This is a genomic window from Clostridium sp. YIM B02555, assembly GCF_022320955.1.
GTDB classification, from domain to species: domain Bacteria; phylum Bacillota; class Clostridia; order Clostridiales; family Clostridiaceae; genus Clostridium; species Clostridium saccharoperbutylacetonicum.
The window spans coordinates 68,792-86,276 of the sequence record NZ_JAKJJY010000027.1; the positions used below are offsets into that span (position 1 = coordinate 68,792).

Here is a 17,485-nt window from a genome sequence, read left to right on the forward strand (position 1 = left end):
GGTCATAATTATTAAATAATATATGTCCTACTTTTTTAACTATGCTTCAGAAAAAAGTTCTTCTCCTAACAATGCAAAACTTTGAAGTAATAAATAACATTTGATATCAAACTTATCCTTAGATTTAATTAATTCTACAGCTTCGTCTTTAGATACTAATAGAGTTTCAATACATTCATCATCTTCAAGATGTTCATCACTAACTTCGCCTTCACATATACAATATGTAAAAGCCAACGATTCATCTGTCATTCCTGCTGATACATAAACCTGTTCAATACTTTTATTTTTAATAATATCTACTACCTTAAGACCCGTTTCCTCCATTAATTCTCTACCAATAGTACTTTTAGCATCTTCACCTGGATCAATAAGGCCTGCTGGCAATTCATATACAAAACTGTTTAATGGTATTCTAAATTGTTTTATAATAACTATCTTTTTTAGTTCTTTATGATAAGCTGCTATTATTACTCCATCAGGTGAATCTTTTTTATTTTCAAAAAATTTCTGCTGGATAGTTTCATTATCTTTCCTAGATGCTATTGTCCATGTTCTCATATTACCAACTTTATTTTCGTATTCCGCTTCATATAATTTTAAATATCTCGTTTCAATCAAAGGTTTAACTTTTGTAATTTTATTTTGTTTCATAAATAAATTACCTCCTAATACACTAAATATAAATATTAAAAATACTACAAAATAGATATGCTATTTTGTAGTATTTTCGAATTTATATGCTTCTATTTTTTAAAGAAAAGTTTTCTTATAAATTACGAAGTATTATTTATACATCTTTTATACTTAAACTTATTCTCTTATTTTCTTCATCTACACCTAAGATTTTTGCTTTGATTTCTTGACCAATTTTTAATACTTCTGATGGATGTTCAATTCTATTATGTGATATTTTTGAAATATGAACTAAACCATCAACACCTGGTTCTAATTCAACAAAAGCACCAAAATCATTTAGTCTAACTACTTTTCCTAAAACAATTGATTCTTCAGGGTATTTTTCTTTAGCATTATCCCATGGCTTTGGCATAAGTTCTTTCATACTTAAAGATAACTTTTTAGTTTCTTTATCTAGATCTATTACTTTTACATCTATAATTTGCCCTACTTTTAATACATCCCCAGCATTTTTTATATGATTCCATGAAATTTGTGATAAATGTAATAATCCATCTATACCATTAATATTAACAAATGCGCCAAAGTTAGTAAATCTCTTAACTTCACCTTTAACTACATCTCCAATATTAATATTTTCTAATGCTTTTGTTTCTTCAGCATTCTTTGCTTCTTCTAATAATACTCTTCTTGATGCTACCACTTTCACTGGTTTACCTAAAGAAAAATCAATCAACTTAACTTCAAGATTCTTTCCAACGAATTCATCTTTATTTTGAATAAATCTTATATCAATTTGAGAAGCAGGTATAAAAATCCTTACCCCTTTATAATCTGAAACCAATCCTTTTTCTCTTGCTTCTTTAATATTCACTTCAAAAATTGTACCTTCAGTAAATAACTTTTCAAGTTCTTTATAAGCTTCTTCTCTTTCATATTCTAATCTTGATAAAACTACAAAACCATCGTTATTTTGTAATTTTATAACCTTTGCTTTTATTAAATCTCCAACATTAATAGAATCTGCTAAAGATTTTGAATCACCCTTTGTAGTTAATTCATTATATGGAATGATTCCATCAATTCCATATCCATTCATTTCAATTACAATTCCATCATTATTTTTTGATATTACTTTTTCTTCAACTTCAGTTCCAATTATAACCTTAATATCGTTTTGGTTCATTAAGTCTAATTGATTTTCAGTGTTTACATTGTTTTCTGTATTCATAGTATCTAGTACCTCCCTAATTATCCAATCTGGTGTTGAAGCACCAGCTGTAACTCCTATTTTTTTTATATTTTTATTAATAAAATCCTTAGGTAACTCTTTAAAGTTTTCTATATGAATTGTATTAATACAGTTGTCTTTTGCAATTTGATATAACTTTGTAGTATTAGAACTATTTTTTCCACCAATAACTATCATAGCATCAGCTTCTTTTGATATTTGATTGGTGCTTTTCTGCCTAACTTCTGTTGCTGAACAAATTGTATTAAAAGCTAATAATTCTTTAACCCTACTTAAATTTGCTAATGTATTCTCCCAATTTTTCATTTTTTCTGTAGTTTGTGAAACTAGGCAAACTTTTTGGGGAATCTGTTCTTCAAAAGTTCCATCTTTAGTAATTATTGCTTTGTCATTACACCAACCATTGATCCCAATAACTTCTGGATGATTTTTATCTCCTAATATTACTATATGATAACCTTCTTTTGAATATTTCTTAACCTTCTTCTGAATATTAGTCACAAAAGGACATGTTGCATTTATAACTGTAAATTGTTTGTTCTCAAGATAATCCAAAATCATTTCAGAAACACCATGAGATCTAACCACAATTACATCTCCAACACTTAATTTATCTACCTCTTCAAATTCTATTGAATATATATTATTATTTTCTAAAAATTTAACTACATCATTATTATGTATTAATGGACCTAAAGTATATATTTTCTTATTATATTCTTTTTGGATTCTTAATGCTTCATCTACTGCTCTTTGTACTCCAAAACAAAAACCCGCATTTTTAGCTAAAAGAACATCACTCATGTTTATCTCCCTGTTACTTTCCTTTTTTTATATACTCGCTTATTGTTCGAACAACTCCATTTATATCTAAACTAGTTGTATCAATTTCAATAGCATCATCAGCTTTCCTTAATGGATCTGTAGCTCTATGAGTATCTTTATAATCTCTTTCTATTATGTCCTGTAATATCTGATCATATGAGCATTCTATATTTCTATTATTTAGTTCTTTAAATCTTCGATTAGCTCTTTCCTCTGGACTAGCTGTTAAAAAGAATTTAAAGTTTGCATCTTTAAGTACAACGGTACCAATATCTCTACCATCCATAATTACATTGAATTTATAAGACATGTCTCTCTGAAGTTTTACAAGCATTGTTCTTACTTCTGGAATGCTTGCATAATTTGATACTATGTTACTTATTTCAGGTGTAGTTATCTGATCTTGAACATTTTCACCATTTAAAATTAAATCATCATTTTCAAAATGCATTTCCATATCATTTACAATACTACAAATTTCATTAATTTGTTCAGGTGACAAATTGTTCTCTGCAGCTTTTAAAGCTACAGCTCTATACATAGCTCCTGTATTTATGTACATTAGGTTGTATTCTTTTCCTACTAATTTAGCTATAGTACTCTTTCCTGCACCAGCAGGACCATCTATTGCTACCGAAATTTTCAAAACTTTCTCCCCATTTCTGAATCTATAAATTTATGTCTTCCTTAAGATTATATAATTTTTTACCAACTGAAACAAGAAGATATTTAAAAATCGAAAATTCTATACTGATTTAAAAATTTAGCTTTCTGCTCTTTTTATATAAGATCCGCATTGTGGCATAGCCACTCTTTTTATATAAGTTCCGTTGTTGCAGCATAGCTGCTCTTTTTATAGGGGTATATTATTTCCAGCTATGTAACCAGTTGAGAAGGCAATTTGAACATTATAACCTCCAGTAAAAGCATCTACATCCATAACTTCTCCAGCAAAGGAAAGATTGTCAATTAATTTTGATTTCATTGTAGAAGGATCAATTTCTTTAATATCTACTCCACCAGCTGTTACAATTCCTTCTTCTAACGGACGTAATCCTTTAATATCAAAATCAAAATCCTTAATTACTCTACCTAAATTTTTTCTTTCTTCCTTAGTTATTTCATTAACTTTTTTATTTTCAGGAATATTTGCTCTTTCAATAACAATTGGGATTAATTTTTGAGGAAGTAATTCATCTAAAGAATTCTTAAAGTCCTTATTTAAATATTTACCAAAATCTTTTTGAATCCTTTTATCAAGTTCTCCTAAATTTAAAGCAGGCTTTAAATCAATATGCAATCTATATTTTTTCCCTTTTTCTATAAATCTACTCCCACTTAAAATAATTGGGCCAGAAACGCCAAAATGAGTAAATAACATTTCACCAAAATTCTTATATACTTCTTTTTTATCATTTTCTTTAATTATTATCTCAACATTTTTTAAGGATAATCCCATAAGTTCTTTAACTTTTTGATCTACAAATTCTATTGGAACTAACGCTGGCGTCATTGGAATTATTTTATGCCCTAACAATTGAGCAAACTTTTGACCTTCTCCCCTAGAACCAGTGAGAGGGTACGACGCTCCTCCTGTAGCAAAAATAAAATAATCACCAATTAGCTCTTCATTATTGTTAATTTTAATACTTAATATCTTTTTATCTTTAAATTTAATATCTGTAACCCTAGAATTTAAATTTATTTTCACATTGGTTCTACTCAATGCATTTGATAATCCTCTTATTATATCTGAAGATTTATCTGAATACGGAAATACTCTATCTCCTCTTTCTACTTTTAGCTTAATCCCTTCATTTTCAAAAAACTCCATAGTGTCTTTATTAGTAAAAGTATACAAAGAACTATATAAAAAATGAGAATTACCTGGAATATAATCAAAAAACTCTGATATGTCTTTTGCATTTGTAACATTACATCTGCCTTTACCAGTTATAAATAATTTCTTTCCTATCCTTTCATTCCCATCGACTAAAATAACATCATGTTTTTTTGAAGCTTCCAATGCCGCCATCATTCCAGCTGGACCTGCTCCTATAACTATAACTTTACTCAATTTAAAAATCCCCCCGCTAGATCCAGTTAGAAGTTTTGAGTTAAGAGTTACGAATTTTGGGGTAACTCCCTTAACTCATAACTCTTAACTCCTAACTCTTAACTGTCCAAATTATCTATTATCTATCTTTTCTGGATACATATCATGATTCATCATTCTGTAATTTGCCATTTCTTCAAACTTAGTTCCCTTCATACCATAATTACAATATGGATCAATACTAATTCCACCTCTTGGTGTGAATTTTCCCCATACTTCAATATACTTAGGATCCATTAACTTTATTAAATCCTTCATTATTATATTCATACAATCTTCATGGAAATCTCCATGGTTTCTAAAACTAAATAAATATAATTTTAAAGATTTACTTTCTACCATTTTTATATTAGGAATATAACTAATATAAATAGTTGCAAAATCTGGTTGACCAGTAATTGGACAAAGGCTAGTAAATTCTGGACAATTAAATTTAACAAAATAATCATTATCTGGATGTTTATTATCAAAAACCTCTAGTACCTCTGGGTTATATCCATAATCATATTTTACCCCTTGATTTCCAAGTAAGCTTATTCCTTCAAGTTCTTTCGATTTTCTTCCACTTTCACTCATGATTTACTCCTTATCATATAATATAATCATAATACTAGAAAAGTTATTAGACTTTTCATTGCAAACTCGTGCTTGTTCACTGTTGCATTTTTACAATATAATTATTTAATTTTACTTTCTAAATATTGTTCTAAGCCCCTTCTTCTAAGTTTACAAGCTGGGCATTCACCACAACCGTCACCAATAATTCCATTATAGCAAGTAAGAGTTTTTTCTCTTACATAATCTAACTTTCCAAAATCATCTGCCATTTTCCATGTAGCTGCTTTATCTATCCACATTAAAGGTGTATGGACAACGAAATTATAATCCATAGCTAAATTTAAAGTAACGTTTAGAGATTTAATAAATACGTCCCTACAATCAGGATATCCACTAAAATCAGTTTCACATACTCCTGTAACAATGTGATTTGCACCTTTAACTTTAGCTAATACTCCAGCAAAAGTTAAGAATAACATGTTACGTCCTTCAACAAATGTTGATGGAAGGCCTCCATTTTCACCTGCTTTGATTTCAATATCATCTCTTGTAAGTGCATTTGGTGCTAATTGATTTAGCAATTCCATATCTAATATATGATGTTCAATTCCTAATTCCTTAGCTATAGCAGTTGCACATTCAATTTCCTTTTTATGCTTTTGATTATAATTAAATGTTACAGCTATTACCTCATCAAATTCTTTAAGTGCCCAAAATAAACATGTGGTTGAATCTTGACCACCACTAAACACAACAACAGCTTTTCTATTCATATTCAACTTCCTCCATTTTTACATACAAATTCTAATTATTTCATAATTATTAAAGCTTCTTGCCTTAACATATCATTATTTTCAAATCTTCCAGTAAAAGTCGTGGTAGTAGTAACTGAACCAGGTTTCTTAATTCCTCTTGAAGTCATACAACCATGTTCACCAGTAATAAGAACACCAACATCATTACTTCCTGTAGCCATAGCTACTATTTCCGCTATATTACTGCCAATCCTTTCTTGAAGTTGAAGTCTTCTTCCAACCATATCTGCTATCCTAGATATCTTACTAAGTCCTATTATTTTTTCCTTAGGTATATATACAACTGAAACCTTCATATTATACATAAGTGCTAAATGATGTTCACAATAACTATGAATAGGTATTTCTTTTACTACAACCATATTATTATAGTTCTCAGGTACATACTCTTCATTTTCAAATGTAGTTCCAAACATTTTTGCAATTTCTTCATTAGTAAGATTCATTCCAGCAAAAACTTCTTCATACATTCTAGCTACCCGCTTAGGTGTATCAATTAGTCCTTCTCTATTAGGATCATCACCTAATGCAATTAAAATTTCTCTTATACATTTCTCAATTTTATCTGTATCAATTTTTTTTGGCATAAAAAGCCTCCTTACATCCGCAAAACTAATCAAATTAATCCATTCATAGAGTTTTATTAAACACCTCTCGCATTCTTATCCCAAATAATTTTATGAAGCTGTGTTTGTAATCTAACTTTGTTTAATCGCTTATTTTTCATGAATTCTACAATTTCTTTAAGGTCTATTTTTCCCGATACTGGGCTAAAATAAACAATACATTTACTTGTTAAATCATTTCTGATAATAATATCATAAGCATGTTCTAAATCTTCAATACTACCTATTACAAATTTATATACATCAGATTTTCCTATCACTTTTAAATTATTATTACTCATTTTATTAGTCATTCGACTGCTTGGTAGCTTATAATCTACAATATAACATATATTTTTACTATTATAAATCTTTTTAAATGGTTCTATATCAACTGCACCATTTGTTTCTATATGAACCTTTAAATTTTCATCATCATTTAATAATTTTAACAGTTCATCAATATTTTTCTGAATAAGTGGTTCTCCACCTGTCAATGTTACATTTATTACATTGTTTTCTTTTATATAATTATAAATTTCATCAGCACTTAAAATCTCGCAAATACTACTTTTATCCCATGAATAAGTGGTATCACACCAAGTGCAGCGCAAATTACACCCTTGAAATCTTATAAATGTAGCAAGTTCGCCTGAACTAGGACCTTCTCCATCAACAGATATAAATTTTTCTACAATATTAAACATTATTAATCCTCCAATTTTAATCTTCTGTATATATGCAGCTATTGTTAGGAGTTTCAAATAATTCAACTTCACATACAGATAAACCTTTTGATTTCAATCTATTAAAAATATCCCTAGACATTTCTTCTGCTGTAGGTCTATAATTCACAAAACTTATTTCAAAATTATTTTGAAGTTCAGATAATTTTTTTGATAGTACCTTTCCTTCTTCATTATTTTCAATAATTAACTTATGATCAAATTCTTCTTCTATTTGCTTTAGTGCTTCTTTAAAATTAGAGAAATCATCTACCATTCCTCTAAGTTGCCCTTCTTTATGTAGTGTCTCAGATTTTAATTTAGCAATTAATCTATATCTATGTCCATGTATATTTGAACATTTCCCGTCATAGCCACTTAAATAATGAGCCATATCAAATTGTACTTCACTTTTAATTTTAAACATACTTTTCTCCTCACATAACATTTCTAATTCGTTTATATTCTTATAACAAAACACGCCTATTATACAGTAATTAATTTTAAACATAATAAAAAGACTAATTTTGTTATATCTAAAACTAGAACAACAAAATTAATCTTAAATTTAAAAAATCTAAAATTACAATGCCTAGTTTTGTTTAAGGACAGGATGGTCTTAATGAACTGTCCATATTTAGTTATAGGTAAACATAAAATATATATTAACTTGATCATTTCTAAAATAACCAAGCAATATTTTACAAGCGTTATGATAACACATTTAATTTAAATATGCAAACTTTCTGTTGTATTTCAGCTTAATATGTTATAATTAGCAAGAACCAATTTGTTGTACACAAAATTTAAGGAGGTCTTTCATTGAAAAACAAAATGGGATTTAGGCATAAATTTGTATTCAGTTTTTTTGATTTTACTGCCTATAAAGAATTTTTAGCGCAAGGACTTGGAAAATCTGTTTTATATATTTTTCTTGTTACTTTAATATTTTCAACATTAACTAATTTTAAGATAATTGACACATTTAATTCTCAAATATCAGATATACATGAAGTGGTTCTTAATAAAGTTCCAAGCTTCGAATTTAAAAATGGACAATTATCTATGGATTCAAAAGAACCTTTTTATTATAAACATAATGGAGATATGCTTATTATAGATACAGTTAACAAAACAGATACCTCAGCTTTAAATCAGTATAATAATGGTATTTATATAAACTCAAGCAAGCTTGTCTACAGGCAAAATTATACTACAATTTATACTGTTGATTTTTCAGAGTATAGCGATATAAACCTAACAAATAGCAGTATCGCTAAAATATTACTTATTTTAAAAATAATTTTACCAGTAATACTTTTAATTGTTAATCCTATTGTCTCTTTCCTTGTAAATTTAGCAGCGGTATTTATTATTATAGGACCTATGAGTTTATTAATTAGTTCCATCATGGGTATAAAATCAAATTACACCACGGCTTGTACATTAGGCTTTTATTCAATTACTTTACCTCTGCTTCTTGAAGCTCTTATAAATATATCAGGAATGGAAATAGATAATTTCATTGTAATATTTTATATTATCTCTATAATATATTGTTACTTGGCACTTAAAGAAATTAAAAACACTGATAAATCAAATATTAACCTTACACACTAAGTTAATTTAAGGAGATTGATAACTACACAAATAGTTACTAATCTCCTTTTTCTTATAGGTATTATTTTGTATTTATAATAATGTTCCTAATTCCTTGGGTTACATTACTTTTATAATTTTGAGTAAAAGTAAATATAGATGTTATATTTAGTAAATCTAATAGCATCACCACGTTTATGCAAATTAAAATTCCACAGAAAACATCTTCTAGTTTACTATTTGTTTTAATTTTCCCTAATGAAAACTTCTTTTTAGTAAACGGATAGAACCACGGCAGACCACCAATTGTAAAACTATCAAGTATTAAATGAGATAATATTCCGAAAAATAAACCTGTAATTCCAATAAAATACACTTTTTTCATTGGTATACCAGCACTGATTGAGTATAAAAGTAAATACATCAATGGTGCATGAAATAATTTTCTGTGTCCAGCTAGTTTATTTATAGTTTTTGATATTCCTTTTGCTTTTTTACCAATATAACTATTTCTGTGATCAATATCTGGAAATAAACTTCCAATAATTGTTCCTCCAAAAAATACTCCTGCTGAGAGAATGTCATTTTTTGTTATCTGCGATCCAATATATAAGCCTATTAATACTCCACCGTTTATATGAGTTTTAAAATTCATCGTTTTATTCCTACTTTCGCTTCTAGTCATTCATAATTATGTCTTGTTTCATTTTGTTATTATACTATAAATCAAATTAATTTTTAATGAAAAATCTACTAAAATAATAAATTCTATTTAATTTCCTATTAAATTACATTATATTCCCTTTTTACTACAATTCCCTAAATAAATATTAAATTATTTCGATAAATAAATTGTTAAAAAATAACCTGTGAATATGATATTCACAGGTTACATTTTTTAATCTATTATTTTTTATTCATCATCATTGTCACCGAAGTCTTTTCTTGGTGAAAGTGGCATAATCCATGCATTATGATCTGTATGAAGAAGTTTGTGAGCTTTGTGTGATAAAGGTTTTTCCATGTAATCAGCGTAAAGTTGTATAATAGAAGGATTTTCGTGTGAAAATCTTAGTTCAGCCTTTTTATCAAGTTTATATAAATTATCAGCACGTTCCTTTCCAAGTTCTAACCCATCTGCAATTGGTTGTCCTCCTCCACCTGAGCACCCTCCTGGACATGCCATTACTTCAACAAAATCATATTGTGCCTTTCCTTTACGTATAGACTTAATCAGTTTTCTCGCATTCCCAAGTCCACTTACTACTGCAACCTTTATTGGAGCACCTGCTATTTCAAAAACAGCTTCTTTTATTCCTCCGCTTATTCTAACTTCTTTAAATGCATCTGGATCAGGATTTTTTCCAGTTATGATAAAATGAGCTGAACGAAGTGCAGCTTCCATAACTCCACCTGTTGATCCAAAGATTACACCTGCTCCTGAACTAACTCCTAAAGGCATATCAAACTCTTCCTCTTTTAAATCCTTACAAATAATGTGTTCTGCTCTTATCATTCTTTCTATTTCACGTGTTGTAAGAACCAAGTCAACATCTTGACCTGCCCCTGCATCATTCATAACAGGAATTTCAGCTTCATGTTTTTTTGCAACACATGGCATAACTGATATGCTAAAAATTTTCGATGGATCTACATTTAATATTTTTGCATAATAACTTTTTGCCACTGCTCCAAACATCTGCTGTGGAGATTTTGCAGTTGAAAGTTGTTCAACCATATCAGGATATTGAGATTTTAAGAAGCGAACCCAGCCTGGACAACATGATGTAAACATAGGGAATATGTTGTTTTCTTTATTAGATATTCTTTCAATAAATTCATTTCCTTCTTCCATTATAGTAAGATCAGCTGAAAAATTAGTATCAAAAATATAATTAAATCCCATTCTTCGTAATGCTGATACCAATCTATTGACAGTTGCTTCTTCACGAGTTAGACCTAAAGCTTCTCCCCATGCAGCTCTAACAGCAGGAGCTATTTGTACTACAGTTATCTTATCTGGATCAGCAAGTGCAGAAAATACTTTTACTGTATCATCTCGTTCTCTTAATGCCCCTACAGGGCAATGTGTAATGCACTGCCCACATAAAGAACAATCAGAATTCTTTATTCTTCTATTATAAGAAACGTCTACAGTAGTTCTAGAACCTGTATTTGCAACATCCCAAATATTTAAGCTTTGAATCTTATTACAAATTTGAATACAACGCATGCATTTTATGCATTTTCCAGCATCACGTATCAAAGGAAAACTCTCATTCCATATATATGGCTCTACATTTTTATCATAACTTAAGCTAAGTATCCCTAAATCGTTAGAAATTGTTTGTAAATTGCAATTACCACTTCTAACACAAAATGCGCAATTACAATCATGTTGTGAAAGAATAAGCTCTACGTTAGTTCTACGTGTCTCCCTAACTCTAGGACTATTAGTCAATATCTCCATTCCGCTTTCCACCATATTATTACAAGCTGGAAGTAATTTATCTTTTCCTTTTACTTCAACAACACAAACACGACAAGCCCCTATTTCATTTATACCCTTTAAATAACAAAGACTTGGAATTGGAATTCCAGCGAGTTTAGCGGCCTCTAAAATGGTAGTTCCCTCATTAACTTCAACTGTTATATTATCTATTTTTAAATTTACCATTTGTCAACTCTCCCTCCCTTAAATACTCCATATCCAAAATGATCACATCGCAAACATCTAAATGATTCTTGGTGCGCTTCTGCACAAGACATTCCATATTCGATTAATTCAAAATCATTTTTTCGTTCCATTGAATCTCTCTCAAGCATATTTACTCTTCCACACGCAGGTCTATCATCTAGTCTTGCTGTTGGTATATCAACATCTACACTTATAATATGATTAAACCCTAAATAATCATCTATATTTGCTGCTGCTACTTTACCCGCTGCAATAGCTCGAATTACAGTTGCTGGGCCAGTTACACAGTCACCTCCTGCAAATATTCCTTTACTGTTCTCAATTCCACTTGAACTAAGAGCTTCAATTACTCCTTTTTTAACAGGTACTCCATGTTCAGCAAAGTGCCGAGATTCTATTCCTTGTCCTATTGCTACAATAACAATATCACACGGAATTCTAATTTCATCTTCATCTGAATCCACAATTGTAGGACGTCCATAACTGTCAATTTTGCTTATCATTTGAGGTTTTACCCATAATGCAGAAACTTGTCCATTTTCGTCACTTTCAATCTTTATAGGCGCCTTTAAAGTTAATATTTCACAACATTCAGCAACAGCTCCTTCAACTTCTTCTGGTAAAGCTGTCATATCAACTTTTCTACGTCTATATACATTAAGAACTTTTTTTGCACCTAAACGCACTGAAGATCTAGTAACGTCCATTGCAACATTTCCTCCTCCAACAACAACAACAACTTTATCTGTAAAGTCAGGTAAAATATTATCACCAATTGCTCTTAACATTTCTACAGCTGAAATAACACCTTTACTTTCCTCACCTTCTATTCCTATTTTCTTATCTGTATGTGCTCCAATAGCAATATAAATTGCATCATATTCATTTTTTAAATCTGCCAATGAAACATCATTCCCTATTGTAATACCAGTCTTTATTTCCACTCCTGTAGATATAATTGCTTCAATATCTTCTTCTAAACGTTTTCTTGGAAGACGATAATTAGGAATACCATAACGAAGCATGCCTCCAAGTTTTTCACGTTTTTCAAATATAGTTACTTTGTGCCCCATTAAAGAAAGAAAGTAAGCAGCACTTAAGCCACCAGGTCCTCCACCAATTATAGCTACCCTTTTACCAGTTGCTGTACTACATGCTGGTACTGGAACTTTTCCTGCATGATCGACAGCATAACGTTTAAGACCTCGTATATTTACAGAATCATCTATCATATTTCTTCTACATCTAGCTTCACATGGATGTTCACAAATTAGTGCACAAGTTGTTGGGAAAGGATTATCCTTCCTAATAAGACGAACTGCATCAGCATATCTTTTTTCTGAAATTAATGCTATGTAGCCTGGGATATCTACACCTGCAGGACATAATGCAACACAAGGAACTGGTTGATCCAAATTACAAATACATCTATCATTTATAATATGTTCTAAATAATCACTTCTGAATCCAGTTACTCCTTTTAGTACCATATCAGCTGCTTCATAGCCAATTGCGCAATCAGCAGAATTTAATATTACTCGAGCTGTTTTCTCTATTAAGTCAATCGTTTCTAAGGATGCATTTCCATTTAAAACATCATTAAGCAAACTTTCTAATTGCCCTAATCCAATTCTACAAGGAACACATTTTCCGCAAGTTTGAGCATGACAAAGTTTTAAAAAAGATGCTGCCATATCTACTGGACAGAGGCCAGGAGGACTAGCAATAATACGGCGTTCTAAGTCTTTATAAAGACCTTCAACTACAGTTTGAGCTCTGTTTGGCGTTGAAATTTCAAGTCTACTCATCTAAATTACTCCTCTCTACAATAACATTTTATATCCTGGTAGCAAATAATATTTTCGCCTTAATGAAGTTTAATAAAATAAATATATATTTCGACTAAAAATATTAAATTTTTTCTTATTTTGATTATACAGTATTTTCTGAAAATTCTCAAAATATTTTTTAGTTATTTCTATTCATTTTATTCTAAAAATGTCTTTCTATAATAATATACAAAATAATAACTTCTCACTTTTGCTACAACTATACTGATTTCAGCAAAAACAAGAAGTCTTACTATTTCTATTATTAGATAACTACATTTAAGTCTAATTATTTGAATAAAAAATTTCACTAGGAAAAGATAAGTTACCTAAAATAATCTCTTTAAATTCATAGGCACAGATATTAAAATCAAAAAAATTATCTGAAGGCTTATTTAATTCTCTTTCATCGTAGTAAAATTCAAGCTCATTAAAAATTTCTGACCAGTGAACTGTTAATGAGCTGACACTTTTTTTAGGGAACAAAAACCCCTTAATTAATTTTTTCTTTAATATATTCCATTCTTCTTTACTAATTGGTTTATTACCTTTACAGTATCGTAAATAATTAATAATATTTATTGATGCTATTAAAAATTCTTTTGTATTATCTCTACTATATTCTTTCATATATAATGAATCATTTTTGTCTATCTTAAAATTTATAGTAAATGAGATATTGCTATCATCAGGAACTGTATTTACATTAGCATGACCTATTGCTGGAAGATTATCAAGGAGTCTTTTTCTATACTTTGCTGTGATATCTTCTTTTGTTAAATTATCTATTACTTTGATAACCCTTGAAGAATTTTCCCATCCCCAATATCCTGAAAACTTTTGATGAGAATATGTGTCTGCAAAAATGTGCACTACTATACCAATTCGAATTAAATTAATAATAGCACCAATATTATTTTTATATAAAAATGCAGTATAATCTAAAAGTGACTTTAATAAACAAGATGTTTTTTGCATTTTTTTAACACGATAGTTTTCTATTCCTCTAGATTTATTATTTATATAATTAAGTTGTTTTTCTGGTATAAAATGAAAGGGTATCAATGCGTTTTCTTGAAGAGTTTTTGAGGCAGCAAATATAATATTAACACCAGCAAATCCGGTATTTACAGGAATGAATTTTCTTACATACATATCTAGTTCTTTATCATAGATATCCTTACATAAAAACTTTGCACTTTCTGGAACGCAGCTGCACTTAATTGGTTCCTCTAAAAATTGGTGAAAATCATCAACAAATTGAGAGTATTCAGCTATCAATTGAGCTTCCATCTCATCAAAACCAGATATTCTTGCAAGAGCTTTAATTGTGAAGTAGTGAAAATTTATATTCACTAAAAACACCTCCTGTAAGAATATATTATGCATTACAGATATTTTTGCTAATATATCAAAAGAATTCTATTCATATTTACTTATCACGTAATAGAAGATCACATAATTATTTCACTTTTATATCCATTTATTTTAATCTTTGTACCTAAAGGAAGACTTATAGTTGGCATACAATGTCCACAAGCTAGATTATAAATTGTAGTTTTATTTTCTGGTATAATTATTTCTTCAAAAACCTCCATCAGAGTTAAACTATTATCACCTTCTTTTGCTTCGCAATTTGTCCATGCCCCTAAAATAATTCCGGCTGCTTCCTTAAATTTTCCTGCTAATTTTAACTGAACTAACATTCTATCAATTTTATATGGATATTCCTCTATCTCTTCTAGAAACAATATTTTGCCTCTTGTATCAATTTCATAAGGTGTACCTAAAGAAGAAGCAACTAATGATAGATTTCCTCCAACTAAAATCCCTTCTGCCTCTCCAGTTACTAAAGTTTTTAAATCTTGACCATCTGGATTTTTAATTACACCTAGTGGAATATCACTAAATATGTTTTTTTTGAAATAATCTAAAGTGTATTCATCAATACCTTTATAAATTTCTGTTGATGGCATTGGTGTATGAAACGTTATAAGTTCACATTTTTGATTAAACACATTATGGAGAGCTGTAATATCACTATATCCTGCAAATACCTTTGGATTTTTCTTAATCATATCATAATCTAATTTATCTAAAATTCGAGGAGCTCCGTAACCACCTCTTATTGCAAATATGCCCTTAATACTTTTATCTTCAAACATCTTATTTATATCATTTGCCCTAATTTCGTCTGTCCCCGATAGATATCCGTGGTTTTTCAAGCAACTTTCTCCTAAAATTACTTCTAACCCCAAAGCTTCCATAGCTCTAATCGATGGTTCTATTCTATCTTGGGGAGTTGGACTAGATGAACCTATTAATCCAATTTTGTCACCTTTCTTTAAGTGTTTTGGTCTTATCACAATAACACACTCCTTAATTTTAATTTAAAATAATAATTTTTAAAATCAAACGTTTTTAATAAATCTCATAATTTTTGTTAAATTTCATTTATTAATTAAGTAGAATTCCTTTTTACTATAATTATTTATATTTATATATATTAAAATTTCTTTATCAAAATACTCTACCATTCTTAAATACTTTTTAAATAGTACCTCCTAAATTTCTATCATATTATCGAAACCAATCCCATTTCTATCTACCATTTTAATAGAACTTCCTTTAAAAATTGGACCACCAATAATTGGATCACTCATACAAAGTGCTGGGCCATCTAAATCTACAAGAGTAATTATTTTCCTAGCAGCTCCAAGATTTGCCGCAGCGCTTACACTAATCTTACTTTCTAGCATACAACCAATCATACATTCTATTCCATGCATTTCTGCAATATCACAAATTTTTAATGCATTATATATTCCACCTGTTTTCATTAGTTTTATATTTATTAAATCTGCTGCTTTTTCTTGGATTATCTTTAAGGCATCTAACGGAGAAAAAACACTTTCATCTGCCAATATTCTTGTGTATGTATTTTGAGTAACATACTTCATACCTTCTAAATCCCAATATTTTACTGGTTGCTCCACCAAATCGATGTTGATGTTTTTGTCCTCTAATCTACTTATTATTTTGACTGCTTGTTTGCTTGTCCAGCCTTGGTTTGCATCTATGCGTAGCTTAACGTCTTCTCCAATCGCTTTTCTTATTTCTGTTATTCTATCTATGTCCTTTTCACTTTCTTTTCCAACTTTAATTTTTAGAATATTAAATCCATCTTTAACAGCTTTGATACTATCGTTTACCATTTCAGATACATCATTCACACTAATGGTAATGTCTGTTGTGATTTCATTTCTATATCCCCCAAGAATCTTATATAATGGTGCCTCATATTTTTTGGCATATAAATCATATATAGCCATATCTACTGCTGCCTTAGCACTAGTATTTTTTAAAATGCTATTTTGCAGTTTTTCCATTATAACTTCTAACTCAGCTATATCTAGTCCAATAATTGAAGGTTTAATATAATTAATAATAGCTGATTTTATTGATTCTTTTGTTTCACCAGTTATTACAGCTGTAGGTGCAGCTTCACCATAACCTATTTCTCCAGTATCAGTTGTTATTTTTACAACTATATCATTAATCTTTTCAACGGTTCTTAGTGCTGTTCTAAAAGGTGTAACTAATGGTACTGATATTTCAAATACCTCTATATTTTTTATTTTCATCCTTCTCCCCCATTTTAATAGCTATTGCTTATTGATATCCAATTTAATAATCAAACTTATAAATGGAATATGCATACACTCTTGAGAAATTATAATCGTAACACTAAACTAGAAATTAGATACATATTTGTGCAAGCGGCATATGAAATTAAGCTGTGATGATTATTAAGCAGATAAGTG

16 protein-coding genes are annotated in these 17,485 nt (G+C 29.4%); 1 reads left to right on the plus strand and 15 read right to left on the minus strand.

The features are described 5' to 3' along the window. Positions 1 to 39: 39 nt before the first annotated feature. From L3B98_RS25485 to L3B98_RS25525, 9 genes are all read right to left on the minus strand, one after another. Positions 40 to 654, minus strand: a complete 615-nt coding sequence (locus L3B98_RS25485) for an NUDIX hydrolase (RefSeq protein ID WP_238918749.1) — start codon at positions 652 to 654, stop codon at positions 40 to 42. A gap of 136 nt (positions 655 to 790) precedes the next feature. Beyond that, positions 791 to 2,695, minus strand: coding sequence for a bifunctional 4-hydroxy-3-methylbut-2-enyl diphosphate reductase/30S ribosomal protein S1 (locus tag L3B98_RS25490; RefSeq protein ID WP_077363654.1), 1,905 nt, complete (start codon positions 2,693 to 2,695; stop codon positions 791 to 793). Between the two features lie 13 nt (positions 2,696 to 2,708). Then, the gene (gene cmk, locus L3B98_RS25495; protein ID WP_077363656.1) at positions 2,709 to 3,362 is read right to left on the minus strand and encodes a (d)CMP kinase; all 654 of its coding nucleotides are present in this window, start codon (positions 3,360 to 3,362) and stop codon (positions 2,709 to 2,711) included. Positions 3,363 to 3,569: 207 nt separating this feature from the next. Continuing rightward, the gene (locus L3B98_RS25500; RefSeq protein WP_077363658.1) at positions 3,570 to 4,793 is read right to left on the minus strand and encodes an NAD(P)/FAD-dependent oxidoreductase; all 1,224 of its coding nucleotides are present in this window, start codon (positions 4,791 to 4,793) and stop codon (positions 3,570 to 3,572) included. A gap of 111 nt (positions 4,794 to 4,904) precedes the next feature. Then, the gene (gene queF / locus L3B98_RS25505) at positions 4,905 to 5,408 is read right to left on the minus strand and encodes a preQ(1) synthase (protein WP_077363660.1); all 504 of its coding nucleotides are present in this window, start codon (positions 5,406 to 5,408) and stop codon (positions 4,905 to 4,907) included. 101 nt (positions 5,409 to 5,509) lie between these two features. Next, positions 5,510 to 6,163, minus strand: coding sequence for a 7-cyano-7-deazaguanine synthase QueC (queC, locus tag L3B98_RS25510; RefSeq protein WP_077363662.1), 654 nt, complete (start codon positions 6,161 to 6,163; stop codon positions 5,510 to 5,512). 35 nt (positions 6,164 to 6,198) lie between these two features. Beyond that, positions 6,199 to 6,792, minus strand: a complete 594-nt coding sequence (gene folE / locus L3B98_RS25515) for a GTP cyclohydrolase I FolE (RefSeq protein ID WP_238918750.1) — start codon at positions 6,790 to 6,792, stop codon at positions 6,199 to 6,201. A gap of 56 nt (positions 6,793 to 6,848) precedes the next feature. Beyond that, positions 6,849 to 7,517: a putative 7-carboxy-7-deazaguanine synthase QueE gene (gene queE, locus L3B98_RS25520; RefSeq protein WP_077363666.1), complete on the minus strand. Its 669-nt coding sequence runs from the start codon at positions 7,515 to 7,517 to the stop codon at positions 6,849 to 6,851. A 16-nt stretch (positions 7,518 to 7,533) separates the two neighbouring features. Continuing rightward, complete coding sequence (locus L3B98_RS25525; protein ID WP_015393383.1) at positions 7,534 to 7,962, minus strand: 6-carboxytetrahydropterin synthase; 429 nt, start codon at positions 7,960 to 7,962, stop codon at positions 7,534 to 7,536. Between the two features lie 395 nt (positions 7,963 to 8,357). Here L3B98_RS25525 and L3B98_RS25530 point away from each other — a divergent pair, with 395 nt between their 5' ends. Next, positions 8,358 to 9,155, plus strand: a complete 798-nt coding sequence (locus L3B98_RS25530; RefSeq protein WP_077363668.1) for a DUF1189 domain-containing protein — start codon at positions 8,358 to 8,360, stop codon at positions 9,153 to 9,155. 61 nt (positions 9,156 to 9,216) lie between these two features. On the opposite strand, the gene L3B98_RS25535 is transcribed toward L3B98_RS25530, so the two are convergent. From L3B98_RS25535 to L3B98_RS25560, 6 genes are all read right to left on the minus strand, one after another. Continuing rightward, positions 9,217 to 9,789 (minus strand): metal-dependent hydrolase, encoded by a 573-nt coding sequence (locus L3B98_RS25535; protein WP_238918751.1) that lies wholly within the window; start codon positions 9,787 to 9,789, stop codon positions 9,217 to 9,219. Between the two features lie 258 nt (positions 9,790 to 10,047). Then, on the minus strand, positions 10,048 to 11,811 hold the full coding sequence (locus L3B98_RS25540) for an NADH-dependent [FeFe] hydrogenase, group A6 (RefSeq protein WP_238918754.1): 1,764 nt from the start codon (positions 11,809 to 11,811) through the stop codon (positions 10,048 to 10,050). Next, entirely contained in the window at positions 11,805 to 13,640 is a 1,836-nt protein-coding gene (locus tag L3B98_RS25545) for an NAD(P)-binding protein (protein WP_238918756.1), read from the minus strand. The genes L3B98_RS25540 and L3B98_RS25545 overlap by 7 nt, the downstream gene beginning before the upstream one ends. A gap of 306 nt (positions 13,641 to 13,946) precedes the next feature. Next, the gene (locus tag L3B98_RS25550) at positions 13,947 to 15,017 is read right to left on the minus strand and encodes a DUF6765 family protein (protein ID WP_015393388.1); all 1,071 of its coding nucleotides are present in this window, start codon (positions 15,015 to 15,017) and stop codon (positions 13,947 to 13,949) included. A 98-nt stretch (positions 15,018 to 15,115) separates the two neighbouring features. Continuing rightward, positions 15,116 to 16,027, minus strand: a complete 912-nt coding sequence (locus L3B98_RS25555; RefSeq protein WP_015393389.1) for an LD-carboxypeptidase — start codon at positions 16,025 to 16,027, stop codon at positions 15,116 to 15,118. A gap of 198 nt (positions 16,028 to 16,225) precedes the next feature. Further along, positions 16,226 to 17,305, minus strand: a complete 1,080-nt coding sequence (locus tag L3B98_RS25560; protein ID WP_077363678.1) for a dipeptide epimerase — start codon at positions 17,303 to 17,305, stop codon at positions 16,226 to 16,228. Positions 17,306 to 17,485: the final 180 nt, after the last annotated feature.